General features: G+C 62.6%; 22 protein-coding genes. 11 read left to right on the forward strand and 11 right to left on the reverse strand.

Going from position 1 to position 25,677, the window contains the following annotated elements:
- The first annotated feature begins 156 nt into the window (after positions 1-156).
- Entirely contained in the window at positions 157-921 is a 765-nt protein-coding gene (locus AQS8620_RS15535; protein ID WP_085837936.1) for an NAD kinase, read from the forward strand.
- A 70-nt stretch (positions 922-991) separates the two neighbouring features.
- Here AQS8620_RS15535 and AQS8620_RS15540 read toward each other — a convergent pair whose 3' ends face one another.
- From AQS8620_RS15540 to AQS8620_RS15550, 3 genes are all read right to left on the reverse strand, one after another.
- Positions 992-2,383, reverse strand: a complete 1,392-nt coding sequence (locus AQS8620_RS15540; protein ID WP_085837937.1) for a sigma-54-dependent transcriptional regulator — start codon at positions 2,381-2,383, stop codon at positions 992-994.
- Positions 2,380-3,939, reverse strand: coding sequence for a hybrid sensor histidine kinase/response regulator (locus AQS8620_RS15545; RefSeq protein WP_159453266.1), 1,560 nt, complete (start codon positions 3,937-3,939; stop codon positions 2,380-2,382). Before AQS8620_RS15545 ends, AQS8620_RS15540 begins: the two co-directional genes overlap by 4 nt.
- A 402-nt stretch (positions 3,940-4,341) precedes the next feature.
- A complete protein-coding gene (locus AQS8620_RS15550; protein ID WP_306345912.1) occupies positions 4,342-6,606 on the reverse strand; it encodes an NADP-dependent malic enzyme in 2,265 nt (754 codons plus the stop codon).
- Positions 6,607-6,965: 359 nt separating this feature from the next.
- On the opposite strand from AQS8620_RS15550, the gene AQS8620_RS15555 reads away from it, so the two are divergent.
- From AQS8620_RS15555 to AQS8620_RS16950, 5 genes are all read left to right on the forward strand, one after another.
- Positions 6,966-7,394 carry a cytidine deaminase gene (locus AQS8620_RS15555; RefSeq protein ID WP_085837940.1) on the forward strand — a complete coding sequence of 143 codons (429 nt, stop codon included), beginning with the start codon at positions 6,966-6,968 and terminating at the stop codon, positions 7,392-7,394.
- 2 nt (positions 7,395-7,396) lie between these two features.
- Positions 7,397-8,734, forward strand: coding sequence for a thymidine phosphorylase (locus tag AQS8620_RS15560; RefSeq protein ID WP_085837941.1), 1,338 nt, complete (start codon positions 7,397-7,399; stop codon positions 8,732-8,734).
- Complete coding sequence (locus AQS8620_RS15565) at positions 8,731-9,975, forward strand: phosphopentomutase (RefSeq protein ID WP_085837942.1); 1,245 nt, start codon at positions 8,731-8,733, stop codon at positions 9,973-9,975. The genes AQS8620_RS15560 and AQS8620_RS15565 overlap by 4 nt, the downstream gene beginning before the upstream one ends.
- Positions 9,976-9,994: 19 nt before the next feature.
- A complete protein-coding gene (gene upp, locus AQS8620_RS15570; protein ID WP_085837943.1) occupies positions 9,995-10,627 on the forward strand; it encodes a uracil phosphoribosyltransferase in 633 nt (210 codons plus the stop codon).
- Positions 10,628-10,737: 110 nt separating this feature from the next.
- Positions 10,738-12,105: an SPOR domain-containing protein gene (locus AQS8620_RS16950; protein WP_143267560.1), complete on the forward strand. Its 1,368-nt coding sequence runs from the start codon at positions 10,738-10,740 to the stop codon at positions 12,103-12,105.
- 75 nt (positions 12,106-12,180) lie between these two features.
- Here the strand turns inward: AQS8620_RS16950 and AQS8620_RS15585 are convergent, their stop codons facing one another.
- The gene (locus AQS8620_RS15585; protein WP_085837946.1) at positions 12,181-13,212 is read right to left on the reverse strand and encodes a hypothetical protein; all 1,032 of its coding nucleotides are present in this window, start codon (positions 13,210-13,212) and stop codon (positions 12,181-12,183) included.
- 143 nt (positions 13,213-13,355) lie between these two features.
- On the opposite strand from AQS8620_RS15585, the gene AQS8620_RS15590 reads away from it, so the two are divergent.
- Together AQS8620_RS15590 and AQS8620_RS15595 are read left to right on the forward strand one after the other, a co-directional pair.
- Positions 13,356-14,012: a sulfotransferase family 2 domain-containing protein gene (locus AQS8620_RS15590; RefSeq protein WP_085837947.1), complete on the forward strand. Its 657-nt coding sequence runs from the start codon at positions 13,356-13,358 to the stop codon at positions 14,010-14,012.
- Between the two features lie 342 nt (positions 14,013-14,354).
- On the forward strand, positions 14,355-15,047 hold the full coding sequence (locus AQS8620_RS15595) for a Hint domain-containing protein (protein WP_159453267.1): 693 nt from the start codon (positions 14,355-14,357) through the stop codon (positions 15,045-15,047).
- A 65-nt stretch (positions 15,048-15,112) separates the two neighbouring features.
- On the opposite strand, the gene AQS8620_RS15600 is transcribed toward AQS8620_RS15595, so the two are convergent.
- From AQS8620_RS15600 to AQS8620_RS15630, 7 genes are all read right to left on the reverse strand, one after another.
- On the reverse strand, positions 15,113-17,311 hold the full coding sequence (locus AQS8620_RS15600; RefSeq protein ID WP_085837949.1) for a 3-hydroxyacyl-CoA dehydrogenase NAD-binding domain-containing protein: 2,199 nt from the start codon (positions 17,309-17,311) through the stop codon (positions 15,113-15,115).
- Positions 17,312-17,440: 129 nt separating this feature from the next.
- Positions 17,441-18,652 (reverse strand): acetyl-CoA C-acetyltransferase, encoded by a 1,212-nt coding sequence (locus AQS8620_RS15605; RefSeq protein ID WP_085837950.1) that lies wholly within the window; start codon positions 18,650-18,652, stop codon positions 17,441-17,443.
- 23 nt (positions 18,653-18,675) lie between these two features.
- Positions 18,676-19,311 carry a glutathione S-transferase family protein gene (locus AQS8620_RS15610; protein WP_085837951.1) on the reverse strand — a complete coding sequence of 212 codons (636 nt, stop codon included), beginning with the start codon at positions 19,309-19,311 and terminating at the stop codon, positions 18,676-18,678.
- A 285-nt stretch (positions 19,312-19,596) separates the two neighbouring features.
- The gene (locus tag AQS8620_RS15615) at positions 19,597-19,809 is read right to left on the reverse strand and encodes a hypothetical protein (protein WP_085837952.1); all 213 of its coding nucleotides are present in this window, start codon (positions 19,807-19,809) and stop codon (positions 19,597-19,599) included.
- Between the two features lie 239 nt (positions 19,810-20,048).
- Positions 20,049-21,821, reverse strand: coding sequence for an acyl-CoA dehydrogenase C-terminal domain-containing protein (locus tag AQS8620_RS15620; protein WP_085837953.1), 1,773 nt, complete (start codon positions 21,819-21,821; stop codon positions 20,049-20,051).
- A 49-nt stretch (positions 21,822-21,870) separates the two neighbouring features.
- Positions 21,871-22,269 (reverse strand): MerR family transcriptional regulator, encoded by a 399-nt coding sequence (locus AQS8620_RS15625; protein ID WP_085837954.1) that lies wholly within the window; start codon positions 22,267-22,269, stop codon positions 21,871-21,873.
- 411 nt (positions 22,270-22,680) lie between these two features.
- Positions 22,681-23,046 (reverse strand): MerR family transcriptional regulator, encoded by a 366-nt coding sequence (locus tag AQS8620_RS15630; protein WP_085837955.1) that lies wholly within the window; start codon positions 23,044-23,046, stop codon positions 22,681-22,683.
- Positions 23,047-23,293: 247 nt separating this feature from the next.
- Here AQS8620_RS15630 and AQS8620_RS15640 point away from each other — a divergent pair, with 247 nt between their 5' ends.
- The 3 genes from AQS8620_RS15640 to AQS8620_RS15650 are packed head-to-tail and all read left to right on the forward strand — an operon-like array spanning position 23,294 to position 25,677.
- Positions 23,294-23,857, forward strand: coding sequence for a PaaI family thioesterase (locus AQS8620_RS15640; protein WP_085837957.1), 564 nt, complete (start codon positions 23,294-23,296; stop codon positions 23,855-23,857).
- Positions 23,854-24,357 (forward strand): PaaI family thioesterase, encoded by a 504-nt coding sequence (locus AQS8620_RS15645; protein ID WP_085837958.1) that lies wholly within the window; start codon positions 23,854-23,856, stop codon positions 24,355-24,357. Before AQS8620_RS15640 ends, AQS8620_RS15645 begins: the two co-directional genes overlap by 4 nt.
- Before the next feature lie 3 nt (positions 24,358-24,360).
- The gene (locus AQS8620_RS15650) at positions 24,361-25,677 is read left to right on the forward strand and encodes an MATE family efflux transporter (protein ID WP_085837959.1); all 1,317 of its coding nucleotides are present in this window, start codon (positions 24,361-24,363) and stop codon (positions 25,675-25,677) included.

Raw genomic sequence — 25,677 nt, forward strand, 5'->3', positions numbered from 1 at the left:
GGCGCGCAAAACCCTATTTCGCTGCATAATCATCTTGAACGCAGGCGCAATCGCACAAAATCGCATCGCCAAGCGGGGATAAACCGCGTGAACTTCGCGCCGCGCTTTGTTAGGCAAGGTGAAGGTCGAAAAATCGACAGTTTGGGAGGCATCTCTGTGAGCGTCAGGATTTCATTTGCGGCCAGCGAAAGCGAGATCGCGCAGCGCGCGCTGGAGCGCTTGGTGGAACGCTACGGACAGGTCGAACAGGGCCAAGCCGATGTGATCGTCGCCCTTGGCGGGGACGGCTTTATGTTGCAGGCGCTGCATGCGACCCAAGGGCTGAGCGCGCCGGTCTACGGGATGAACTGTGGCACCATCGGTTTTTTGATGAACGAGTTTTCCGAATATGATCTGGACGCGCGTCTGTCTGACGCAGAGGAAGAAGTCATCAACCCGCTGGTGATGCGTGCGATCGACATTCACGGTGTCCAGCACGAAGCGCTGGCCATCAACGAAGTCGCCCTGCTGCGTGCGGGATCTCAGGCGGCCAAGCTGCGCGTGTCCGTCGACGGGCGGGTGCGGATGGATGAATTGGTCTGTGACGGGGCGCTGGTGGCGACACCTGCGGGATCGACCGCCTACAACTATTCCTCGCACGGCCCGATTTTACCGATCGGCTCGGACGTGTTGGCGCTGACGGCGATGGCGGCGTTTCGCCCCCGACGCTGGCGCGGGGCCTTGTTGCCCAAAGCGGCAACGGTACGCTTTGATGTGCTCGACGCAGAAAAGCGCCCCGTGATGGCGGATGCGGACAGCCGCAACTCCGTGCCCGCCGTCGCGGCGGTGGAGGTGTCATCGGATGAAAATGTGCGCCATCGCATTTTGTTCGACCCCGGCCACGGGCTTGAGGAACGGCTGATCCGCGAACAATTTGTCTAACGCGGGCCGCGCGGCCTTGCAGGTATTGGCGCGGCCTTGCGGGGGGTTACTTTCGCGGCCTTGCAGGGGCTTATTTGCGCGGCCTTGCAGGCCGACCCCAAGCTTCGAGTTTACGATACAGCGTCGAGGGCGACACGTCCAAAACCCGCGCTGCCTGGGGAACCGATCCACCCTCGCGCTCGATGGTCGCTTCAATTGCAATGCGTTCGATTTCGGCCAGCGTCATGCCCGCAAAGGCTTCGATATCGGCCAGCGGTTGGTGGGTCGCAACCTGACCCGTGCCGCCAAAGGTCATGTCACCGCCCGTATCCAGAAAATTCGGCGGCAAGGTGGCGCGGGTCACCACAGGGCCGTCGTTCAGCACCACGACATTCCACAGAACATTGAGCAGTTGGCGCACATTCCCGGGCCAGCTGTAGTTCAAGAACAGCTGCTTGACCTCGTCGTCGAGGGCGCGAAAAGACCGCCCTTCGCGGGTCGCAAACCGTGACAGCATTGCCTCGGCGATCTCGACCACATCGTGGCCGCGGTCGCGCAGGGGCGGCAGATGCAGAGGCACGACGTGAAGCCGGTAGTACAGATCGGCGCGCAACCGCCCTGCGCGGACCTCTTCCAGCGGGTCGCGCGAGGTGGCGCAGATGATGCGCGTCGTGATGCGCTTGCCCTCGGCGGCCCCCAGCGGCGTCACGGTCGAGGTCTGCAAAAACCGCAAGAACCGCGCCTGCAGGCCAAGGTCCATCTCACAGACCTCATCGAGGAACAGGGTGCCGCCATCGGCGTCTTCGGCGGCCCCGCGTTTGTCGCTGATGGCCGCGGGAAAGGCCCCCGCCACATGGCCGAACACTTCGGATTCCAGAAACCCCGAGGGGATCGCGCCGCAATTGAGCGGCACAAACGGGCCGTCGGACTGGCTGGACAGGGCGTGGATCGCCTCGGCGGCGATTTCTTTGCCCGCACCGCTTTCGCCGGTGACAAACACGGTCGCCATCGACCCCGCAACCGCGCGGATCGTGCTGTAGACCTGCTGCATCACCGGTGAGGAGCCGATGAACCCGCCCAGCGGCAAAGCCGTGGGGGTGGCGCGCAGATGTTGGTGGCGTTCCGAGCGGGCATTGGTCACGGCCTTGACAAGGTTCGCCGGATCAATCGGCTTGAGCAGAAAGTCGAAGGCCCCGATGCGCATCGCCTCGACCGCCTTGTCGACAGACCCGTTGGCCGTGATCACGATAACCTTCGTCGCCGGCGCCTGTGCGACCAACTCGGCCAAAAGATCAAGCCCGTCACCGTCAGGCAACAGCAGATCCAACAAAACGATCGGCGGTGCGCCGTTTTGCAAAACCGCGCGCGCTTGCGACAGGGAACCAACAGCCACGGGGTGGTGACCGACGCTCTCGAGAAGCGCGCAATAGAGCGTCTGGAGAGAGGCTGTGTCTTCAACGACGAGGATCTGGTTGGCAATCATATGCAGTCACTATTCTCGAGGCGAATGGCTTTAACAAATTCAACCAGCGCCTGTGTATTCTGTCCCACAGAACGACCGAGAGCAATAATTTCCGTGATATTTCTGACATTTGCGTCTTGCAAAAGTCGCTGCGCGTTTTCGCGTTCTGCATCGGTTGCGCAGGTGCCAAACAGGCTCGAGAGGACATGCGCGACGCGCGCGACCGCTTTGTTGTCGCCGCGCGCGAGGGCTTCGTTGAGGGCTTCAGCGGCGCTGGAGAGATCACTTTCGAGGCGTTCGAGAAAGGTTGCGCGGCTTTCGGGCGTGAGGCGGCTGGCCAGCTTGTTGAGGCGCGCGCGGCGCTGGGCGGTCATCGGATCGTCGATTTTAACCGGTTTTTCCGGAAAGGGCAGGGGCGAGGGACGGCCTTGGGGGTCGGACTGATACCCCCGCCCAAGCGCGGCCTGAATGGTTTCCCACAGCCGCAGCGTCGAGAGGATCGGTTTGGAAAGAATGGCTTGCGCGCCTGCCTGCATGATCGCCTGCCGGTTGGGCGCAAAAATATAGGCCGACAGGGCAATGATCGGTGTCTGGGCAACCGGCCCCTCGCGGCCTCGCAAAAAGCGAATAACCTCGAGTCCGGTGAACAGAGGCATTTCCATATCGAGAATGGCGAGGTCGAATTTTTCGTCTTCCAGCGCTTCAAGCGCCGCCAGACCGTCGCCAACAAGGACACAATCCCCCCCCAATTCGCGAATGATCTCGGCCATCATGAAACGGTTTGTTTCGATATCATCGGCAATCAGAATGCGCAGCCCGTCAAGACGATGCTGCGAAGGATCGGCGGATTGTTCCGACTCCGTCGAGGCAGGGATTCGGTTTGGCACGGTCAGACGGGCCTCACCGCCGCCTTCGGGGCGGTTGAACAGGTCCAGTTTCGCACCCATCCGCGCCGCCATTTCGCGCACGATCCGCAAGCCAAATCCCGACCCGGGCTCACCGACGCCAAGTGCAATCGGCTCGGGCAGGGCGGCGAGGCGCGACATCAGGTCCTTGGGAAAGCCTGGACCTTTGTCGCGCACGCCCAGTTCGATCCCCTCCGGCGAGGCCTGCGCAAAGAGGGTCACCTGACCCGGGCCGCCGTGGCGGATCGCATTGGCGAGGAAATTGGACAGAATGCGTTCGACCTCCAGACGGTCGATCACCGCGTGTTCGGGTAGGTCATCGGCAATGGCAACAGTCAGGCAGCAGCCCGCCGATTTGGCCAGTTTTCGCCACCGAAGCCCCATGTTTTCAACCATTTCGCGCAAGGGGATCGGGTCGCTCAGTTCCGGGCCGTCAAGTTTTTCCCCGACCACGAGAAACAGGGCTTCCTCAAGCAACCGCGCCAGATGTTCCGATGTCATGCGCAGGCGGGTAACCTCGCTCATGCCGCGGACGGTTGTGTCTTCGCTATGGAAAAACCGCAGGCCCATGATGACATCCGTCATCGCCGAGCGAATGTCATGCGCCAACAATGTGAAGCGGCCTGTGTCCGTGGTCTGCAGAGCTGCGCCGATATCCTCGCCTTGGGTCAATGGTAATCCTACTACTCTGTCTTCTGCGCACGCAGGGGCTCTGCGCGCGCGTACGGGCATCACGCCGCGCAGGGCGGCTGGTCTTAACTATATGTTTACCTTTTATCGCACCAAAATTAAGGCAACAGGCCAAGATGCCTAAAACTTTAGCCGATGCTGTCGTATGGGGCGCGGGCTGTCCATCGTTTGTCATGCATGAGTGGGAATGTGATCTTGGGACTGTTGCGCGATCTTGGGGTAATGGCAGGGTTTGACGGTATGGCCAGTCGTTAGGGGCCAGCCTTTAGAGGCCAGTCCTTAGGGTCCAGTCGTCGAGCCTGCTGTCGGGACATGCCGCAAATATGACAACGGGCGACAGTGTCCTGCCGCCCGCTTGGAAAAGATCGTTTCAGATCGCTGCGCTTATCCGTAATGCGCGACGGGGGTTCCCGCGATGGCCGACATGTTCAACAATCCACGCGACGTGATCGAGGGCGTCACGATATGGGCCCGGTTGCCCATGCCCATCAGGATCGGACCGACCTCAAGCCCCATGCCTTTGGTCTTGAGGATGTTGCGCACGCCAGAGGCCGCGTCGGAATTGGCGAACACCAGAACATTCGCGGGACCCGCAAGGCGCGAGTCGGGGAAAATCCGCTCGCGGGTGTCCACCGAAAGCGCGCTGTCGATGTGCATTTCGCCTTCATAGGCAAAGTTGCGCGGGGCGCTGTCGAGAATCTCCATCGCTGCGCGGGTGACGCGCCCCGACGCGCAATCGAGGTTGCCGAACTGCGAATGCGAACAGATCGCCACCTGCGGCTCCAGCCCAAAGCGCCGCACGTGGCGCGCCGCCGCGATGCAGCTTTCGGCGATTTGCTGTGCCGTGGGTTCGGGGTGCACATGGGTGTCTGCGATGAACAGCGGCCCGTCTTCGAGGATCATCAACGACAGCGCGCCGATCGGGTGTAGCCCCTGCGTGCCCTGCGGTGCGCCCAGCACCTGGCTGATGTAGTTGAGGTGCCACAGATACTGACCGAATGTGCCACAGATCATGCTGTCGGCATGGCCCAGATGCACCATGATTGCCGCAATGGCTGTCGTGTTGGTGCGCAGGATGGCCTTTGCCAGATCCGGCGTCACACCGCGGCGCGCCATGATTTTATGGTATTCGGACCAATATTGACGATAGCGCGCATCGCTTTCGGGGTTCACGATTTCAAAGTCCACACCGGGGCGGATTTGCAGACCCGAGCGCTCGGCGCGCACCGCGATCACCTCGGGGCGGCCGATCAGGATCGGCTTGTCGGTGGTTTCCTCGATCATCGCGGAGGCTGCACGCAGCACGCGCTCGTCCTCGCCTTCGGCAAAGACGATGCGCCGTTCGGCCTGGTTGGCGGCGGCAAAAACCGGTTTCATCAGCAGGGCGGATTTGAACACCGAGCCGTCGAGCTTGGCTTTGTAGCCCGCGATGTCGTCGAGGGGGCGGGTGGCGACCCCGCTTGCCATCGCCGCTTTGGCCACGGCGGTCGCAACGACCCCCATGAGCCGCGGATCAAAGGGTTTGGGGATCAGATATTCCGCGCCAAAGGTAAGCTGCTCGCCCTGATAGGCCGCGGCGGCTTCGGCAGAGGTCGTGGCGCGTGCGAGGGCCGCGATGCCTTCGATGCAGGCGATTTTCATCTCGTCGTTGATCTCGGTCGCCCCCACGTCGAGCGCCCCGCGAAAGATGAAGGGGAAACACAGCACGTTGTTGACCTGGTTGGGGTAATCCGAGCGCCCCGTGGCCATGATCGCGTCGGGCGAGACCTTTTTGACCTCTTCGGGGGTGATTTCCGGCGTGGGGTTGGCCAGTGCAAAAATGATCGGCTGCGGCGCCATCTTGGCGACCATTTCGGGCTTGAGCACGCCGGGACCGGAGAGGCCGAGGAACAGGTCAGCGCCCGCGATCACGTCGCCCACGGTGCGCAGATCGGACACCTGTGCGTAATCGGCCTTTTGCGGGTTGAGGTCGGTGCGCTCGCTGTGCACGAGCCCCTCGATATCACAAAGCCACACATTTTCACGTTTGACGCCCAGCTTTAGAAGCATGTTGAGGCAGGCGATGCCAGCAGCCCCGCCACCGGTCGAGACCACTTTGATATCCGCAAAATTCTTGCCCGCGACCCGCAGCGCATTGGTGGCGGCAGCCCCCACAACGATGGCCGTACCGTGCTGATCGTCATGGAAAACAGGGATATTCATCCGTTCGCGGCACAGTTGTTCAACGATAAAGCATTCGGGCGCTTTGATGTCTTCCAGGTTGATCGCGCCAAAGGTCGGTTCCAGCGCGCAGACGATATCGGCCAGCTTGTAGGGGTCGGCTTCGTTCACCTCGATGTCAAAACAGTCGATATTGGCGAATTTCTTGAACAGGACGGCTTTGCCTTCCATCACCGGTTTGGAGGCAATCGCCCCGATGTTGCCAAGCCCCAGAACGGCCGAGCCGTTCGATACCACGGCGACCAGATTGCCGCGCGAGGTGTAGCGCGAGGCGGTGGCAGGGTCGGCCTTGATTTCCAGACAGGCCTCGGCAACGCCGGGAGAATAGGCAAGGCTGAGGTCGCGCCCGTTGGCCAGCGGCTTGGTCGCGCGGATCTCGAGTTTGCCCGGCTTGGGCTCCTCGTGATAGCGCAGCGCAGCGCGGCGCAGTTGGGCCTGACGGTCCTCGGACCGGTCTTCGGTCGAATGCGTGGCGGAAGCGGTGGTGGTCTCGTCTGTCCGGTCGGTGGGCACGGCTGTCTCCTTGGAGATTGTTCAGCGTTAAACTACTTATTGCGGTCGGGTCTCTCCTTCTGGGGTTCAAGCCCTTCTGGGGCTGGATTTCAAGTGATATCGCCCTCTGCAATGCAGCATCTGCCCTTTTCGACAGCGTTCGGAGGCAAAGCTGTCCCAAATGCTCCTGCCAAAGGCCAAGGACCGGCTGCTATCCGCGCAAGGCGCTTGCAACCGCAGGGCCTGCGGCGCAATCTGGACCGAATGATAAAATTCTAGCGAGACCGCGCCAAACGATGAGCCACTCCGCCGATCCCTCCCCCGAAGATCTGACGCGCTACCTGCGCGAGGCCGCCACGGCCATCCGTCCCCGGGCCTATGCGCCCTATTCCAGGTTTCAGGTCGGTGCGGCCTTGCGCACGACCAGCGGCGCGGTGTTCACCGGCGTGAATGTCGAAAACGTTGCCTACCCCGAAGGCACCTGCGCCGAAGCGGGGGCGATTGCTGCAATGATTGCCGCCGGCGAAACGCAGATTGCCGAAGTCTGCGTGATCGCCCAAAGCCCGCTTCCGGTCACGCCCTGTGGCGGCTGTCGCCAGAAACTCAAAGAGTTTTCCACGCCCGATGTCAAAGTCACCATGACCACGACGCAGGGCCGCGATCTGGTGATGACGATGGGCGAGTTGTTGCCCGGCGCCTTTACCGCCGACCACCTGGAGCTGTGACCATGGCGGGGGGCGCATCATCGGCGGGCTTTGACCCGCGCGCGTTGATTGCCAAACTGCGCGACAGTGTCGAACCCGACGCAGGCGCGCTGGCGCAGTTTTCGCAGGGCCTTGCGGATGGCGGCGTCAGTGACGCCCAGGCTGCGGCCTTTGCCATGGCGGTGTTTTTGAACGGGCTGTCGGAAAGCGCGCGGGTCGATTTGACCACGGCAATGCGCGACAGCGGCGATGTGTTGCATTGGGATCTGCCCGGACCGGCCATCGACAAACATTCCACCGGCGGCGTCGGTGACAGCGTGTCCTTGCTGCTGGCTCCGGCGCTGGCGGCGCTGGGCTGTTACGTGCCGATGGTCTCGGGGCGCGGGCTGGGTCACACGGGCGGCACATTGGACAAACTCGAATCCATTCCCGGTCTGCGCACCGAAGTGGATGCCCATAAATTTCGCGACATCACCACCCGCGCCGGCTGCGCCATCGTTTCGGCGACAGGGCGCATCGCCCCTGCGGACAAGCGGCTCTATGCGATCCGCGACGTGACGGGGACGGTTGAAAGCCTCGATCTGATCACCGCGTCGATCCTGTCCAAAAAGCTCGCTGCCGGTTTGGAAGCGTTGGTGCTGGATGTAAAATGCGGTTCGGGTGCCTTCATGAAGACCAAGGACGACGCCCGCGCTCTGGCGCGCGCTCTGGTGCGCACGGCGCAGGGAGCGGGGTGCAAAACCTCCGCGCTGATCACCGATATGAACCAGCCGTGCTGCGGCGCGCTGGGCAATGCGCTTGAGATCATGGAAGTGATGGAAGCGCTGACCAGCGGCGAAGTGGACTCCGCGCTGTGCGATCTGACCTGCGCGCTGGGCGGCGAATTGATGGTCTCGGCGGGGCTTGCGCCCACGGCAGATGAGGCGGCATGGGACATTCGCGATGTGCTGGCCGACGGGCGGGCAGCCGAACGGTTCGGCGTCATGGTGGGCGCTTTGGGTGGTCCTGTGGATTTCGTGGATCGCTGGCGCGACCGCTTGCCTTCGGCTCCGGTCGTGCGCGATGTCTGCGCGCCCAAAAATGGCTATGTCGTTGAAATGGATTGCGAAGCCCTGGGGAATGTCGTCGTGCATCTGGGGGGCGGCCGCCTGAAGGACGGCGATAAAATCGACCCCGCTGTGGGGCTGTCGCAGGTCTGTATGTTAGGCGATTCTGTGAATCCCGATGTGCCGATGTGCCTCATTCACGCGCGCAGTGACGCTCAGGCAGATGCTGCCGAAGCCGCGATCCGCAGGGCGGTGGTGATCGGCGAGCGCCCCGTCAACGAACCGCCGCTGGTTTACGAACGGATCACCGCATGAGCCGCGCATTTTTGATCGTTCTGGATTCTGTCGGTCTTGGCGGTGCGCCGGATGCGGCCGCTTTTTTCAACGACGGACGCCCCGATACGGGGGCCAATACCCTGGCGCATATCGCGCAGGCCTGCGCTACGGGGGGCGCCAACGCGGGGCGCAGCGGCCCGCTGCACATGCCGAATCTGGATGCGCTGGGCCTGGGTGCGGCGATCGCCCTGACCACGGGCAGCGCGCCGGATCTGGGCGCGCGCGGGGCGGCGCCTGCGGGTCTGTTCGGCGTCGCACAAGAAGTGTCCAACGGCAAGGATACCCCCTCGGGCCATTGGGAACTCGCCGGTGTGCCGGTGCCCTTTGACTGGGGGTATTTTCCCAAAGAAGACCCCGCGTTTTCGCCGGAGTTGCAGGCGCGGGTTGCGCAGCTGTGCGGCGCGGGCGGGACTTTGGGCAATTGCCATGCGTCGGGGACGAATATCATCGAAAGCCTCGCCGAGGAGCACATGCGCTGCGGTTGGCCGATCTGCTATACCTCGGTGGACAGCGTGTTCCAGATCGCGGCACATGAGGAAACCTTTGGCCTTGCGCGCCTGTTGACGCTTTGTGAAGACCTCGCCCCCGAATTGCACGCGCGCAACATCGGGCGGGTGATCGCGCGCCCCTTTGTGGGCGATGCGCAGCGCGGCTTCAAGCGCACGGCCAATCGTCACGACTACGCGATGATGCCGCCCAGTCCGACGCTGTGCGACTGGGTGCATGGGGCGGGCCGAGCTGTGCATGCCATTGGCAAGATTGGCGATATTTTCTCGATGCAGGGAATTGACGACTGCGTCAAAGGCAGCGATGCGCAATTGTTCGATCATCTTGTGCAAGCGGCGCGCACCGCGCAAGACGGCGCGCTGGTCTTTGCCAATTTCGTTGAATTTGACAGCCTGTACGGGCACCGGCGCGATGTGTCCGGCTATGCGCGGCATCTGGAATGGTTCGACGCGGCGCTGCCGCGCCTGTTCCAGCACGCCCGCCCTGACGATTTGTTCCTGTTCACCGCCGATCACGGCAACGACCCGACGTGGCACGGCACGGATCACACCCGCGAGCGGGTGCCGGTTTTGGGCTTTGGCGTCGGGGCGCAGGCGGTCGGTCCCGTGGCCTTCGTCGATATTGCCGCGTCGATCGCGGCGCATCTCAACGTGCCGGCGCAGGGCAACGGGCGCTCGTTTCTGTCCGCGCCATCCCCCGAAAATGCAAAATAATGACCCAAGAGGCCCCGACATGCTTGACCATCTGACTGTGGTGAAACACCCGCTTGTGCAGCACAAACTGACCATCATGCGCGACCGTGACACGCCGACGGCGGTGTTTCGCCAACTCTTGCGCGAGATTTCCCAGTTGCTTGCCTATGAGATCACCCGTGGTCTCGACATGACCACCAAACGGATCGAGACGCCGATGCAGCCGATGGATGCCCCGACGCTGGCGGGCAAGAAACTGGCGCTGATTTCGATCCTGCGCGCGGGCAACGGGTTGCTTGACGGGGTGTTGGAACTGATCCCTTCGGCGCGCGTCGGATTTGTCGGCCTTTACCGCGATGAAGAAACGCTGGAACCGGTGGAATATTATTTCAAAGTCCCCGAGGCGCTTGAAGACCGCCTTGTCATCGCCGTGGACCCGATGCTGGCGACCGGAAATTCCTCGGCGGCAGCCATCACCAAACTCAAGGAGGCAGGGGCGACCAACATCCGCTTTCTCTGCCTGCTCGCCTCGCCCGAGGGGGTGGCAAAGATGAAAGAGGTGCATCCCGATGTGCCCATCGTGACGGCGGCGCTCGACGATTGCCTCAACGAAAAGGGATACATCGTGCCCGGATTGGGCGACGCGGGGGATCGGATGTTCGGCACAAAATAGCCAACTGCCCTGCGCAGGCCGCTTTGCTGCCCCATTCCTGCCACATTGTTCTTTGCAACCGAGGGTAGCTGCGTTATCCTCGGACACAATAATTTGTGTAGAGGCACGAAATGCAGGCAGTAGAACTGGCCCGAAAACAGGGCTGGAAATCCGTTTTCGCGGCGGTGACCATCGCAGTTTGCGCGTCGTTCGGCGCGCCGGCCCCGGCTTTGGCCGCTGGGAAGTTGTCCAGCGGCGGCGAGCCGGCGGAATTCCCGCCCAGTTCCTACAAGGGAACACAATACGTCGACAGCCGCGGCTGCGCCTTTGTGCGGGCAGGCTATGGGACGACTGTAAACTGGGTGCCGCGCGTCAGCCGCGACCGCAGTTTGCTGTGCAATTTCGTGCCAACCTTCGATGCCCCCGTCGCGGAAACTTTGCCGGTGATCGCGGATGCGCCCGCAACCGCGGCGCCCGTACCCGTGGTGGCCGCGCCTGCGCCCGTTCAAACCGCCAAGATCGCGCCCATCGCTGTGACGCCCTTCGCGCCTGCGGTTGCGCCTGCTGCTGTGCCTGCGCCCATTGCCGTGACGGCCCCGCCGCGCGACGTGGCCTTGTCCCCGCGCGTTGTGCCTGCGCCCGTGACCACGCCCGCACCGGTGCGCACCCCGCAGGTAAGCGTTCCGACGCGCCTTGCGGCGCCTGCGGCCAGCGCAAGCTGTAGCGGATTGTCGGCGGAGTCGGCCCAATACATGACCTCGCGCCTCGCGGTGCGCTGTGGCCCGCAAGCGGTACACCCGTCGGATTACGGACGCCAAACCATGCCAGCGGGGCGGACTTTGCAGACCGCCAATCGCGGCGTCGTCACCACCAGCCAGCAGCCCACAGTGGTCGCTGTGCCGCAGGGCACAACGGTTGCGACAGTCGCAAACGGGGCCAGCGCCTATCGCGCGCCCGCCGTCCAAAAGCCGAAAATTCCCGCAGGCTACCGCCCGACCTTTGATGACGACCGGTTGAACCCTGCGCGTGGCCCCCGCACGGCGGCGGGGGATGCGCAAATGGCGTTGCGCTGGACCAATGATGTGCCCCATCAGCTGATCGACCGTGCCACGGGGCAGGTGGTGGGCAACCTCTATCCGGGCCTCACCTTTCCCTACACCAGCTACGAAGAGCAGACGCTTGCCTCGGTGACTGTCTCGAGCAAAAGCGTTGCGCCCGTGCGGGTGACTGCGCCGCGCGCTGCGATTGCAGCAACGCCTGCGCTTGGGGCGGGACACCGTTTTGTTCAGGTTGGCACCTTCGGTGTGCCGCAAAACGCCAGTGCGACGGTTGCCCGCCTGCAAGCCATGGGCCTGCCGGTGTCGACCGCATCGTCGACGGGCAAGGGGCGCGCGTTGAAAGTTGTGCTCGCGGGGCCGTTTGCGGACCCCGTAGCGGTCCAATCGGCTTTGGCCCGCGCGCGCGCCGCCGGGTTTTCGGACGCTTTCACGCGGCGCTGACAGCCGAGTTTACTCACAAAAAAGCCCCGCCAGAAACCTGTGCGGGGCTTTTTTAATGCGCAGCGCAGCTCTGGCTTAGCCGCCACAGATCCCTTGCAACGCGACCCAATCGCCATCGGCCAGCAAGGGGGTTGTGTCTTTGCCCTGCATCGGGTCGCCTTCGATCAGCGCAAGGGTCTGCGCGCCGCTGACATCGACAGCATAGGCATAGGGCGTGCTGCGGACATTGGCAGCGGCAAAGCGCGCCAAAAGCGCAGAATCCAAGACAGGTTCGGGCGTTTGGTCGCGCAGGCTGAGCGCGTAGTCATCCAGCACCTCTGGCGCGATTTCGCCCGTGGTCAGCAACTTGAGCGACACCCAGAGACCGGCGTGGTCCAGAAGTTGTTCCAGCGGGTCGCGGGTATTGGCGCGCAGGTCTTCGGCCAGAATATAGCCCGCCACGACATCCGGCTCCTCATAGCTTTCCACAAGCGCACGGTTGAGCAGGTAGATACGCCCCGGCAGGTGGCTGGCAGTTTGCACTGCCTGGGACAGAACAACCAGCGTTCCAGCGCCGTCCGGCAACAGGCGGGTCTGAAGCCGCTGCAAGGCCCGCGCGCCCAGAACGCTGTCACAGGCGGGGCCGGCGATGGGACGCAGTCGCGCCAACAGCGCCTGACCGATGGCCGCCCGCTTGACGGTGGGCACGATTTCCACCGTCTGGCGCACGAGCGCACCCGGGAGCCAGAACACCGCAAGGCCAAGGGCCAGCGCTGCCACTCCCCCCAGCATCAACCCGCGCAGACGCCCCGGACGCGGACGGGTGCGGTCGATGGCCGAACGCACGCGCTCGATGGCGTCGATCATGGTTTCGTCTTCCAGCTCCAGCGTCTCGTCGGCCTCGGGCGGGCCATCGGCGTCGGGGCGGTACAGGGCGGGGCGGGCCTCGCTTGGGGTGACGCGTCCAAGCGCGGGGAGAGACCAATGGGTCAGGGCACGGCCCGAAATCTCGGAGATCACCAACGTCGCCTCGCCAACCGACACGATCACTTCGCGCCGCTGTTCTGCGCTGTTGGGGCGCCAAAGGCCGACGGCCTCGAGCCGCTGATACTCGCTGAGCGCTGTCATTGGGTCTGCTGTGCTCTCTTTTGCCTGAAAGGTCTTGTTCCTGACCTGTGATCAAGACCTTAGCGGCGAATTGCGCAGGCGACAATCATGTCGCGCACGCATTGGCAATTCCCAAAGGCGCGGCACAAGGATAGCCTGCCCCCATGATTATTTCGCCCGGACGCAAGTTCATCTTTGTGCATATCCCCAAAACCGGCGGCACGGCCTTGTCGTTGGCGCTGGAAGATCGTGCGCAGGCCGATGATCTGCTGATCGGAGACACGCCCAAAGCTCTGCGCCGGCGCGGTCGCGTCAAACGGTTGCAAGGGCGCGGCAAGATCTGGAAACACGCGACACTGGCCGATATCGAAGGCGTGGTCGATGCGGCGCAGATGGAACAGTGGTTCACGCTGGCGCTGGTGCGCAACCCCTGGGATCGCGCGGTGAGCTACTATCACTGGCTGCGCGCGCAGGGCTGGGAACATCCGCAGGTCGCTTTGGCCAAGGCGCGCGGCTTTTCCGCTTTTCTCAACCATCCCGACACCCAGCGTGCGCTGTCCGTGCCTGCGTCGCATTACATGCGCGACAGTGCGGGGCGCGAACATGCCCGCCTCTATGCGCGGCTTGAACATCTTGACCGCGACCTTGCGCCCTTTTGGGACCATCTGGGATTTTCGCTCTCGCCGATCCAGCGCATCAACGCCTCGACGCGAGACGCGGATTGGCGCAGCTATTATTCCGACCATGATCTGGCGCTGATCGCCCGCCTTGCCGCCGAAGATATCGCGCGCTTCGGCTATGGGAACAGCGTGGCGAAATAAGGCGCTTCAGGGCCAAACCGTTAACGGCCGGTGGGGAAAGCGAATCAAATTCGACACAAATGGGACCGTTCTGATCGCCCGCAGGCCCTGAAAGATCAAAAATTCTCCTGTTGCGTTTGATTTTTTCACAGGAAAACCCACGCAATTTGGCGTGATTGTTTTTGGGCGCAACACAATTTCAGTGTCTTGTTTTGATTAACGCCGATGTCGGGATTATGCCGCATTTCGACCCAAATCGGGTCGAAGTCTTACCTTTTGCGACGGGCTAACTGCTCTCATAGCCGAACACGCCCCACGCAAGTCACTTGGCACTTCTGGGGAAACGACCGAGGGATGACACCGATGTTTACACTGCGGGCACAGCGCAAATCCGAGATGACACGCAAATCTTGCGAGGCGAGTGGCGCGTGGGACGGTGGTTTTTCGACCCTGATGGCGCCGCAGGCGACGGGCCTGATCGCGGGAACGCGGGTGGCCACGACGATGGGGTGGCGCGGGGTGGAAAGCCTTGCGGTCGGTGATGCGGTGATGACCTTTGACAACGGGTTGCAGATCGTGCGCGGCGTGGCGCGCAGTTTCGTCTGGCTCGAGGTCCAAGAGCTGCCTCGGGCGCTTTACCCAATTCTGATCCCCGCCGGTGCGATCGGAAATTCCCACGATGTCAGGGTTCTGCCCGAACAGCCGGTGATGGTCGAAAGTGACAGCGCCGAAGAGGTGTTTGGCGACCCGTTTGCGCTCGTGCCCGCGGCGGCCTTGGAGGGGTTCAACGGCATCGAGCGGGTGATCCCGCGCAAGCCGATCGAGGTTGTGACGCTGACCTTTGCGCGCGACGAAGTGGTCTTTGCCGAGGCTGGTGCGCTGTTCTTTTGTCCTGCTCAGGCGGGGGATCTGTGGGGCGCGCCCGAGGAAAGCAGCTACACCCAGCTTGGCCTCGAACAGGCACGGCTGTTGGTTGATTGCATGTCGGCCGAAACCTGCGCGCAGTGCTACGTGCCCGCAGGTACGCCCGACGCGGCGTTTATCCGCGCCGCCTGAGACGGCGGCGGGAGGGATCAAACCGCGCGCTCCGCCGGGAGCACGCGGTTTTTTGAGCCGCGGGCCTATGCGGCCTCTTGCGCGCCTGTGCCGAAACGGGCGTAAAACGTGTCGCCTTTTGCGGCCACGTCGCGCAGCAGGGCAGGGGCCTCGAAACGCGCACCGTATTGGGCGGCGAGACCTTCACAAATTTCCACCGCTTTGGCCGCTCCAAGAATGTCGAGCCAGCTAAAGGGACCGCCCGACCAGGGCGCAAAGCCCCACCCCAGGATCGCGCCCACATCGCCTTCGCGAATATCGGTGAGGACCCCCTCTTCAAGGGCGCGCACGGCCTCCAGAACCTGAGCCATCAACAGCCGGTGCTGGACATGGGCCAGATCGGGTTGATCGGCGCTGACGGCATATTTCTGTTTGAAGCCTTCCCAAAGCCCCTGACGTTTGCCAGCGGCATCGTAGTCGTAGAACCCCGCCTTGGCTTTTTTGCCCAGCCGCCCTTCGTCAGCGAGCCAAAAGATCACCTCGTCCACGGCAGCGTCGGGATAGGCATCGCCCATCGCGGCTTTGGTGGCTTTGGCGATTTTGACCCCAAGATCGACGGAGGTCTCGTCGATCAGTTGCAACGGCCCCAGCGGCATGCCGACCATCTGCGCGGCATGTTCGATCAATGGCAAGGCCACGCCCTCAGCCGCCATGCGCACACCCTCGTTGATATAGGGAATGATGCAGCGGTTGGCGTAAAAGAAGCGCGCATCATTGACGACGATGGGCGTCTTGCGGATCTGGCGCACATAGTCGAGCGCCTTGGCGACCGCCACATCGCCCGTCTTTTCGCCCTTGATGATCTCGACCAGCAGCATTTTATCGACCGGCGAGAAAAAGTGGATGCCGATGAAGTTTTGCGCGCGCGCCGACGCCTGCGCCAGCGTCGTGATCGGCAGCGTCGAGGTGTTGGTCGCAAAAATGCAATCGGGTCCGACGATGGCCTCGACCCGTTGGGTGACAGAGGCCTTGACCTTGGGGTCTTCGAACACCGCCTCGACGATCAGGTCGCAGCCGGCAAGGCTGTCGTAATCGGTGGTGGCATGGATGCGCGCCAAGGTCGCGGCCTTGCTTTCCACCGTTTCCTTCTTGCGCGAGATCCCTTTGTCCAAAAGCCCCTCGCTATAGGCTTTGCCGCGATCCGCCGAGCCTTGTTCGGCATCGATCAGAACCACCTCGATCCCCGCCTTGGCGGACACATAGGCAATGCCCGCGCCCATCATGCCCGCGCCGATGATCCCGACCTTTTTGACCTTCTGATCCGCAGCTTCGGGGCGGTTTGCCCCTTTTTCCAGGGCTTCCTTGTTGATGAAGAGAGAGCGGATCATCGCTTCGGAAGAAGGGTTCATCAGCACATGGGTGAACCAGCGCGCTTCGATCTTGAGCGCCGTGTCAAAGGGCACAAGCGCCCCTTCATACACGGCCGACAACAGCGCCTTGGCCGCGGGATACACGCCCATTGTCTGGCCATTGACCATGGCGGAGGCCCCGACGAAGGTCATGAAACCGGCGGGATGGTAGGGCGCGCCACCGGGGAATTTAAAGCCCTTCACGTCCCAGGGTTTGACGATATCGACGTCCTTGGCGCCCAGCACCCACTCCTTGGCCGACGCCAGAGGATCGGCCACGACCTCGTCGATCACGCCCGCCGATTTGGCCTTGGCAGGGCTGAGCATCTGGCCTTGCAGCAGGATGGGCGAGGCCGCCATCGCGCCCAGTTTGCGCGAAATGCGGGTGGTGCCCCCCGCGCCGGGGAAAATGCCGACCTTGATTTCGGGCAGGCCGATTTTGGCCTTGTCGTTATCGGCGGCAAAAATGCGGTGGCAGGCGAGCGGCAATTCCAACCCGATGCCAAGCGCCGTGCCCGGTAGAGCGGCGGCGATGGGCTTGCCGCCCTTGTTGGTCTTGGGGTCCATGCCCGCGCGCTCGATCTTGCGCAAAATGGCATGCATCTGCATGATGCCCTCGAACAGCCCGCGTGCCGGATCGTCGCCCGCCGAGGCCTTCATCCCCGCAAGGATATTGAGGTCCATGCCACCGGCAAAGCTGTCCTTGCCCGACGTGATGACAATGCCTTTCACGCCATCGTCCGCCAGCAGCGTATCGATCTGGCCATCCAAAGTGGCAAGAGCGTCCAGCGAGAGCACATTCATGCTTTTGTCCGGCACGTCCCACGTGATGACGGCCACGCCGTCGCTGTCGATGTCATAGGTAAAATCGGTCATATATTTTCCTCCCGGATGAGGCTGGCGGTGCGCTGCCAGCGCGTCGGTCACGCGCGCAGGACCTGCCAGCCTGTGTTGGCCATGACAGTGACGCGGGCCTCGAACCACTGCGAGGCCCCGCGCAAAGCTTTAGAGACGTTCGATGATCGTCGCGGCGCCCATGCCCGAGGCGATGCACAGCGTCGCAAGGCCGGTCCCTTTGCCGGTGCGTTCCAGTTCATCCAGCAGAGTGCCGATGATGATCGCGCCGGTCGCCCCCAGCGGGTGCCCCATCGCAATGGAACCGCCGTTCACGTTCACTTTGGCGGCATCCACATCAAAAGCCTGCATGAAGCGCAACACGACGGAGGCAAAGGCTTCGTTCACCTCGAAAAGGTCAATGTCGGAAATCGCCATGCCCGCGTCGGCCAGAATTTTTTCGGTCACGGGGACAGGACCCGTCAGCATCATCGTCGGATCGGTGCCGATCTTGGCGGTGGCACGGATGCGCGCGCGCGGTTTCAGTCCGTATTTCTCGCCAAATTCCTTGTTCCCGATCAAAACGGCGGCCGAACCGTCCACGATGCCCGACGAATTTCCCGCATGGTGGATGTGGTTCACCCGCTCCAGTTCGGGGTATTTCATCAACGCGACCTTGTCGAAACCGGGCATGGTTTCGCCCATGTCTTTGAACGAGGCCTTTAGCCCGCCGAGGCTTTGCATATCGGTCTGGGGACGCATGAATTCGTCGCGATCCAGAATGGTCAGCCCATTGATGTCGCGCACAGGGACCACCGAATTGGCAAAGCGGTTGTCGGCCCAGGCCGCCGCGGCGCGTTTCTGGCTTTCGACCGCAAGCGCATCCGCGTCATCGCGCGAAAAGCCGTATTTCGTGGCAATGAGATCGGCAGAAATACCCTGCGGCACGAAATAGGTGTTCATCGCCAGAGACGGATCAACGGCAATCGCTGCCCCATCCGACCCCATCGGCACGCGCCCCATCATTTCAACGCCGCCCGCGACATAGGCCATGCCCGCACCGCCCCTGATCTGGTTTGCGGCCAGATTGACCGCCTCCATGCCGCTGGCGCAAAAGCGGTTGATTGCCAAACCGGGCACGGATTCGGCAAATTGCGACGCCAGAACCGCCGTGCGCGCCAGGCAGCCGCCTTGTTCACCGACCTGGGTCACATTGCCCCAGATCACATCCTCGATGGCAGTCGTGTCCAGATTGTTGCGCTCCTTGAGTGCGTCAAGCATCTGCGCCGAAAGCCGCACGGATGTGACCTCGTGCAGGCTACCGTCCGCGCGCCCCTTGCCGCGGGGTGAGCGCAGGGCGTCATAAATATAGGCCTCAGTCATCGTGTCCTCCTCCTGTCCCCACCTCACGCGCGATCGGCGGGAGATCCGGGCATCATGTCGTATGGGTGTGCCCAGCCGCGCAGCCCCGCGATCCGATCAAGCCAGCGGTCGATCGCTGGCCAGTCGGCGCGGGAAAACCCGAATGGCTCCTCGTAAAAAAGATAGGAACAACACGCGAGATCCGCGAGTGTTACGTCACGGCCAACCAGAAATTCGCGGCCCTGTAACGCCGCGTCGAGCGTGCCCAGCGCCGCTTCGAGCCTGCCTGCCTGCCAGCGAATGACCTCTTGGGGGCGTTTCTCTTCATGGAGAAAATTCAGCAAAAAGCGTTGGGAGCCGGCGAGCGAAGACATCTTGTGATTGTCCCACAAGAGCCAGCGTAGCACCTCGCGTGCCTGCGCGCTGGTCTGGCCGCCAAGCTTGCCCGTTTCATCCGCCGCCCATGTCTGGATGGCGCCCGATTGGCTTAGCACCAGACTGCCCTCGACCAGCACCGGACATTCGCCCATCACGTTCAATTTGCGAAACTCTTTTGAACGGGTTTCACTGTTGAAAAAGTCGACAAAAACAGGGGCCCAGTCGATGCCGCAGAGGGTCAAGGTCAACGCAGCCTTATAGGAATGGCCGCTTTCACCAAAACAGTAGAGTTGAACCGCCATAGCCTTGCTCCTGATTGAAACCGTTGAAGTGGGTATTTTTATCCGAAAGAAACCTGAAGCTATTTACCTTACGTTAAGGTTAATGCGCCAAGATTTAAATGCGGTACAGGCTGGGGAGCCGATGACCGCTCCGAGAGAAGCCATTCCGGCTGCGGGCGGAGAAGCGACCCGCTTGTTTAGGGCACGACTGCAGCAGTCGGAATGCACTCTGGAAAGAAAGGCGCGCCTTTGCGTTTCTTTCGGATAAAAATACCCAGATCCCAACATGACCCCGCGCGGGGCGCGTTATTTTTTGCGCGCGTCCAGTTCAGAATTAAACAGGCGCAACCTGTGCTCGAGCTTTTCTTCGTTCATCACCGAGCTGAAGTTCTCGAAAACGAACGAGAGCGCTTCGCCTTCGTCCAGACCTGCGTCGCGAGCGAATGATTTCAGTCTGCGATAGCCATCTTCCGTCATGGCGACGGGAAAGCGGCGGGTCATTCGAAAACGTTTGGGCACGGGTTACTCCAGTTCGGCTTCTGGGGACCGGTATGACCGCAGGCGGGGAAATTCTGCAAGGGTTTCAACGGCAATAAGGGCGTTTATCGTTGCAAGCCTGCCATGGCGTCCTTTGAAACCGGCGCTTTGCGGGGCTGACGCAAGGTGCTCGGGGCAGGGAAAGAGCTGCGACCTCGCGGGGATCGGGGCGCCCATTGAAAAGGCCCCGCCGCGGGTGTGGCGGGGCCGAATGAGCCAGCTTAGAACGCGTCGGCGTCCAATGCCATGACAGGGTCTGCGCCGCTTTCGATGCGTTTGAGCAGCGTTGCAGTCATCGGCAACTGGCGCGCCATATAAAAGCGGGCGGTGGCGAGTTTGGTTTCGTAAAACGTCTTGTCTTGCGTGCCGACGGCAAGGGCCTCTTGCGCCGCTTTTGCCATTTTTGCCCACATGAGCCCAAGGGAGACGTAGCCAAACAGGTGCATGAAATCATACGATCCAGCGAGGGCTGCATCGGGGTTTTTCATGCCGTTTTGCATGAAGAACATGCCCGCCGCTTGCAGGTCTTTCGATGCCGCTTTGAGGGGGGTGACGAAATCGGCCATTTCCGCGTCGCCGTGGTCTTTGCAGAAGGTTTTGACCATCTCGAAATAGGCCATGACGTATTTGCCGCCCGATTGGGCCAGCTTGCGCCCCACCAGATCAAGCGCCTGCACGCCGTTTGCGCCTTCGTAAATCTGGGCGATGCGGGCGTCGCGCACGAATTGCGACATGCCCCATTCCTCGATGTAGCCGTGGCCCCCGTAGATTTGCTGGGCCAACACGCAGGCCTCGAACCCCTTGTCGGTCAAAAAGCCCTTGATCACCGGCGTCATCAGCGACACCAAGCCTTCGGCGTCCGCATCTCCTGCGCGGTGGCTCGCGTCGATCAGAGACGCCCCCCACAGCAAAAAGGCGCGCGCGCCTTCGATAAAGCTTTTCTGCTCCATCAGCGAGCGGCGGATGTCGGGGTGGACAATCAGCGGATCAGCGGGGCCCGCGGGGTTCTGCGCGCCGGTAACAGCGCGCCCCTGCAAACGGTCCTTGGCGTAGATGACGGCGTTTTGATAGGCGGCTTCGGCTTGGGCGAGGCCCTGCATGCCAACGCCCAGTCGCGCTTCGTTCATCATGACGAACATCGCGCGCATGCCTTTGTGCATCTCGCCGATCAGGAATCCCGTCGCCCCGTCGTAATTCATCACGCAGGTCGAGTTGCCGTGGATGCCCATCTTTTCTTCCAGCGCGCCAACGCTGACCGCGTTGCGCTCGCCAAGCGAGCCATCTTCGTTCACCACGAATTTCGGCACGATGAACAACGAGACGCCTTTGATCCCGTCCGGCCCGCCGGGGATTTTCGCCAGCACAAGGTGGATCACGTTTTGCGACATGTCGTGATCACCGGCGGAGATGAAGATCTTCTGACCGGTGACCTTGTAGCTGCCGTCATCTTGCGGTTCGGCTTTGGTGCGCATGAGGCCCAGATCGGTGCCGCAATGCGGCTCGGTCAGGTTCATCGTGCCGGTCCATTCACAGGACACCATTTTGGGCAGGTAGGTTTGCTTTTGCGCCTCTGAGCCATGGGCAAGGATCGCGCTTGCCGCACCGTGGGTAAGCCCCTGATACATGGTGAAAGCCTGGTTCGCGCCGGAGAAGATTTCCCCCACGGCGGTGCCGACCAGATAGGGCATGCCTTGCCCGCCGAATTCTTCGGGCAGGTCGAGGCCGGGCCAGCCGCCCTCGCGGATCTGATCAAAGGCCTCTTTGAAGCCCTTGGGCGTGTGAACGACACCGTTTTCAAGGCGACAGCCTTCGCGATCGCCCGGCAGGTTGAGCGGGGCCACCACGTCCGAGGCCAGTGCGCCCGCCGCTTCGAGGATCGCGGCTGTGAACTCGGGCTCAAGGTCGGCGTAGCCGTCGATGCTCTGGGTGCTCACTTGCAAGACGTCATGCAGGATGAACTGTGTGTCTTTGATCGGTGCCGTATAGGTTGGCATGGCTTTCTCTCCCTAAAAATTCTCCACGAAAGCCGGTGCCCGAGCGAACTCAGGCGGCCTGCGAGGTCTTGAGTGTGGCAAGGCGTTGGGCGCCTGCCGCCAATTGGTCGCGCAACTCGTCCATCGCACGGGCCAGCTCGTCGCGCTGGGCCTGCATCTGGTCGAGACGCGTCCGGCCAAGTTCGAGCGACTTTTCAATTTGCGCCACGCCTTGGTCGGCCTTCAGATCGTACAGATCGAGCAGCTGGCGAATGTCCTCGAGCGAAAAGCCAAAGCGTTTGCCACGCAGGATCAGGGTCAGCCGTGCGCGATCGCGCTTGGTGAACAGACGTTTCTGGCCTTCGCGGATCGGGAACAGCAATTCCTTGGCCTCGTAAAACCGGAGCGTCCGGGGGGTTACATCGTAGGTTTCGCACATGGTGCGAATGGTCATCAGGTCGTCAGTCATATCATCACTCCGCTGCCGGCAGACGCGGGGAGGCGTGGCCGGATTGAACTTTGCTGACCTTGGGGAAAGCCCGCAGTCTGTGAAGGCGCAAGTGATGCTTTGAAGACCATCGTACAAGTAACGTTGGCGGGAGTGTAAATGTAACGTGGCGTCAGAAGGCAAATGGCGAAATCTTTGCAAACTTCCCATAGGTAACGCGCAATTTTTTGAATGTGTGGTCGGGGGCTTTTTTGCCAAGAACCCTGTTGGCCATGCGCCTAAAACCGGCCCCGAAGCGCTTTGAGCGGCGATTCGAGGCCGGTTTGCAGGGCAGTGTCGCAATCGGGGGATGATCCAAAAGCCGCCACCCAGCGCGGTCCGGGCGCGGCGCCATCGGGTCGCGCCGCGGGTTTTGCGCTTTTGACGTTGCGTCTAGATCTGCGCGGCGCTTTCGTCGCGCAGGCGGGTGAGGTCGGCGATGGTCTCGTCCAGCTCGTCGCGCTGCTTGTGCAGGGCCTCAAGTTGACGAGTCGCATATTGCACCCAGGTCTGCATTTGGGCCGTCGTGCCCTGTTGTTCGTAGATTTCGAGCCACTGGCGGATTTCTTCGAGGGGAAAACCAAACCGCCGTCCGCGCAGGATCAGCGTCATGCGGGCAATTTCGCGGTGGGTATAAAAGCGGGTGCGGCCCTCTTTTTCAGGGGTCAGCAGCTCGATGTACTCGTAATAGCGCAGCGTGCGCGGGGTCACATCGAAGTGGGTGCACATTTCTTTGAATGTCAGGCGCTCGTCGCTCATCCGGTCCTCCACGGGATGCGCGCCGCGCGGACGACGGGCATCGGATTTGCGTCCATCTTAGGGGCGCAAGCCGGGCGTAATCAAGGGGCTGGCGGCGGCCCCGGCAAACTGCCGCTGCGTTTCTTGCGCACCCCGGTGCCGGCGGGCTTGCGCCGCGCTCTCTTGCGCCTTGCTGTGCGCGGGCTAAAACAGACGCAGCACCGGATCGGCTGACGCAACCGGTAATATAATGAAAAAAGGTCGAACCATGCCCCGAAAGCTGCCCCCAAAGCCGCCACATGAGCCAACCGATGACGCGCCTCACGCGGGCGGTGCCTTGCCGCGCGACGGGCAGGCAGGGCAGGCCGGGCAGGCAGGGCAGGCAGGGCACCATGTCGCGTTCGCGCAGCAATTCGTGCAGGCTTTGCCCCATTGTGTCGCACTCGGGATTACGCTTGAGGGGGTTGGTGACGGGAAGGCCGTTCTGGCGATGCCGTATCAGGAGGCGCTGATCGGCGATCCTGAAACCGGCGTCATCCACGGGGGGGCCGTGTCGGTTTTGATGGATACCTGTTCGGGGGCGGCGGTGATGAGCCATCCGCGCGCGGGCATTTCCACCGCCACGCTGGATCTGCGGATCGACTACATGCGTCCGGCGGTGCCGGGCAAAACAATCACCGCGCAGGCCGAATGCTATCATGTCACCCGCACGGTGGCCTTTGTGCGCGCCACCGCCAACGACGGCACCTCCGAGACACCTGTGGCGTCGGCGACAGGGGCCTTTACGGTGGGCCGTGCGCCGACAGCGCACAAGACCGGAGACACCGCATGACCCGCCAGCCGCCCGAACCCGTGCAAGTGATCAAATCGCGCCGCGATGCGGCCCTTGCGGCGCTGCTCGGTCGCGTGCCCTACATCAATTTCATGGGTGTGCAGTTTGATCGGCGCGGCGATGAATTGACGGCCATTCTGCCCTTCAAGGAAAGCCTGATTGGCAATCCCGCGCTTCCGGCGCTGCATGGCGGGGCCACGGCTGCCTTTCTTGAAATCACGGCGATCATCGAATTGGGCTGGGCGGCAGTCTGGCCCCAGATCGAGGGCGGCACGCCCCCCGATGCGGTGCCGCTGAACCTGCCCAAAACCATCGACATCACCGTGGACTACCTGCGCACGGGGCTGCCGCGAGACGCCTATGCGCGGGCCTTTGTGACCCGCTCGGGACGGCGCTATGCCTCGGTGCGGATGGAGGCGTGGCAGGACAATCGCGCGCGCCCCTTTGCGCAGGCAACGGGGCATTTCCTGATGCCCGACCAGTCACGCACGCAGGGTTGAGCCATGACAACGCCCCCGATCCGGCTGAGCCATGCGCGGGTTCTCAAAATCGCGCTGCCGATCGTGCTGGCCAATGCGACCGTGCCTATTCTGGGCGCGGTGGACACGGGGGTGGTCGGCCAGCTGGGCCTTGCGACACCCATCGGGGCCGTGGGCGTCGGCGCAACGGTCCTGGCCTCGATCTACTGGATTTTCGGCTTTTTGCGCATGGGGACCACGGGGTTGGTGTCGCAGGCGCAGGGTGCGCGCGATGCGGGCGAAGTGTCGGCGCTGCTCACGCGCGCGGTGATGATCGCTGCCCTCGCGGGGCTGGTGCTGATTGCCTTTCAAGGGCCGATCATGGCGGCAGCTTTCGCGCTCGCACCCGCATCCGAGGCGGTTGAAACCCTTGCGCGCGACTATATCGGCGTGCGGGTTTGGTCCGCCCCGGCGGCGATCGCGGTCTACGGGCTGACGGGCTGGTTGATTGCACTGGAACGCACGCGCGCGGTGCTGATCTTGCAACTGGTCATGAACGGCGTGAACATCCTGCTCGACCTGTGGTTCGTGCTTGGTCTTGGCTGGGGTGTCAGCGGCGTGGCGGGGGCCACCGTCATGTCCGAGGTCATGGGCGCCGCTCTGGGCCTGTGGCTGTGCCGCGATGCTTTTGCGCGGGGCGCATGGCGCGACTGGCCCCGCGTCTTTGAGCGCGCGCGCGTGATCCGCATGGCGCTGGTGAACACCGATATCCTGATCCGCTCGCTGTTTCTGCTCGCGATCATGGTCAGCTTTACTTTCTTTTCCTCCGGCTTTGGCGATGTGCCGCTGGCGGCGAACCAGATCCTGATGCAGTTTCTGTCGATCACCGCCTTTGCGCTGGACGGCTTTGCCTTTGCGGCCGAGGCCATCGTGGGGCAGGCGCTGGGCGCGCGGGATCGGGGCACCTTGCGGCGCGGCGCGCTTTTGGCAAGCTTTTGGGGGCTGATCGGCGCGCTGCTGCTCACGCTGGCCTTTGGCCTGTTTGGCGGGCGGATCATCGACCTGATGACCACCGCGCCGCAGGTGCGCGAGGAGGCACGCGCCTTCCTGCCGTGGATGATCGCAACCCCGCTTGTCGGGCTGGCGAGCTGGATGTTCGACGGGATTTTCATCGGGGCCACCCGCTCGCGCGATATGCGCAATATGGCGGCGCTGTCGGCGGCGATCTATTTCGCCGCCGCCTATGCCTTGATGGGGGTGTTTGGCAATCACGGGCTGTGGATGGCCCTGCTTGTCAGCTACGTTGCGCGCGCTGTGACCCTCGCGGCGCGCTACCCTGCGTTGGAGCGCGCCGCGGTGTAA

This window comes from Aquimixticola soesokkakensis (genome assembly GCF_900172375.1).
Classification (GTDB): Bacteria; Pseudomonadota; Alphaproteobacteria; order Rhodobacterales; family Rhodobacteraceae; genus Aquimixticola; species Aquimixticola soesokkakensis.

Bases quoted from the DNA above. Each gene is read 5' to 3' on its own strand.
- AQS8620_RS15540 (WP_085837937.1), bottom strand. From the start codon at position 2,383: ATGATTGCCAACCAGATCCTCGTCGTTGAAGACACAGCCTCTCTCCAG.
- AQS8620_RS15555 (WP_085837940.1), top strand. From the start codon at position 6,966: ATGAGCCACTCCGCCGATCCCTCCCCCGAAGATCTGACGCGCTACCTG.
- AQS8620_RS15560 (WP_085837941.1), top strand. From the start codon at position 7,397: ATGGCGGGGGGCGCATCATCGGCGGGCTTTGACCCGCGCGCGTTGATT.
- AQS8620_RS15565 (WP_085837942.1), top strand. From the start codon at position 8,731: ATGAGCCGCGCATTTTTGATCGTTCTGGATTCTGTCGGTCTTGGCGGT.
- upp (WP_085837943.1), top strand. From the start codon at position 9,995: ATGCTTGACCATCTGACTGTGGTGAAACACCCGCTTGTGCAGCACAAA.
- AQS8620_RS16950 (WP_143267560.1), top strand. From the start codon at position 10,738: ATGCAGGCAGTAGAACTGGCCCGAAAACAGGGCTGGAAATCCGTTTTC.
- AQS8620_RS15585 (WP_085837946.1), bottom strand. From the start codon at position 13,212: ATGACAGCGCTCAGCGAGTATCAGCGGCTCGAGGCCGTCGGCCTTTGG.
- AQS8620_RS15590 (WP_085837947.1), top strand. From the start codon at position 13,356: ATGATTATTTCGCCCGGACGCAAGTTCATCTTTGTGCATATCCCCAAA.
- AQS8620_RS15595 (WP_159453267.1), top strand. From the start codon at position 14,355: ATGTTTACACTGCGGGCACAGCGCAAATCCGAGATGACACGCAAATCT.
- AQS8620_RS15600 (WP_085837949.1), bottom strand. From the start codon at position 17,311: ATGACCGATTTTACCTATGACATCGACAGCGACGGCGTGGCCGTCATC.
- AQS8620_RS15605 (WP_085837950.1), bottom strand. From the start codon at position 18,652: ATGACTGAGGCCTATATTTATGACGCCCTGCGCTCACCCCGCGGCAAG.
- AQS8620_RS15610 (WP_085837951.1), bottom strand. From the start codon at position 19,311: ATGGCGGTTCAACTCTACTGTTTTGGTGAAAGCGGCCATTCCTATAAG.
- AQS8620_RS15620 (WP_085837953.1), bottom strand. From the start codon at position 21,821: ATGCCAACCTATACGGCACCGATCAAAGACACACAGTTCATCCTGCAT.
- AQS8620_RS15625 (WP_085837954.1), bottom strand. From the start codon at position 22,269: ATGACTGACGACCTGATGACCATTCGCACCATGTGCGAAACCTACGAT.
- AQS8620_RS15630 (WP_085837955.1), bottom strand. From the start codon at position 23,046: ATGAGCGACGAGCGCCTGACATTCAAAGAAATGTGCACCCACTTCGAT.
- AQS8620_RS15640 (WP_085837957.1), top strand. From the start codon at position 23,294: ATGCCCCGAAAGCTGCCCCCAAAGCCGCCACATGAGCCAACCGATGAC.
- AQS8620_RS15645 (WP_085837958.1), top strand. From the start codon at position 23,854: ATGACCCGCCAGCCGCCCGAACCCGTGCAAGTGATCAAATCGCGCCGC.
- AQS8620_RS15650 (WP_085837959.1), top strand. From the start codon at position 24,361: ATGACAACGCCCCCGATCCGGCTGAGCCATGCGCGGGTTCTCAAAATC.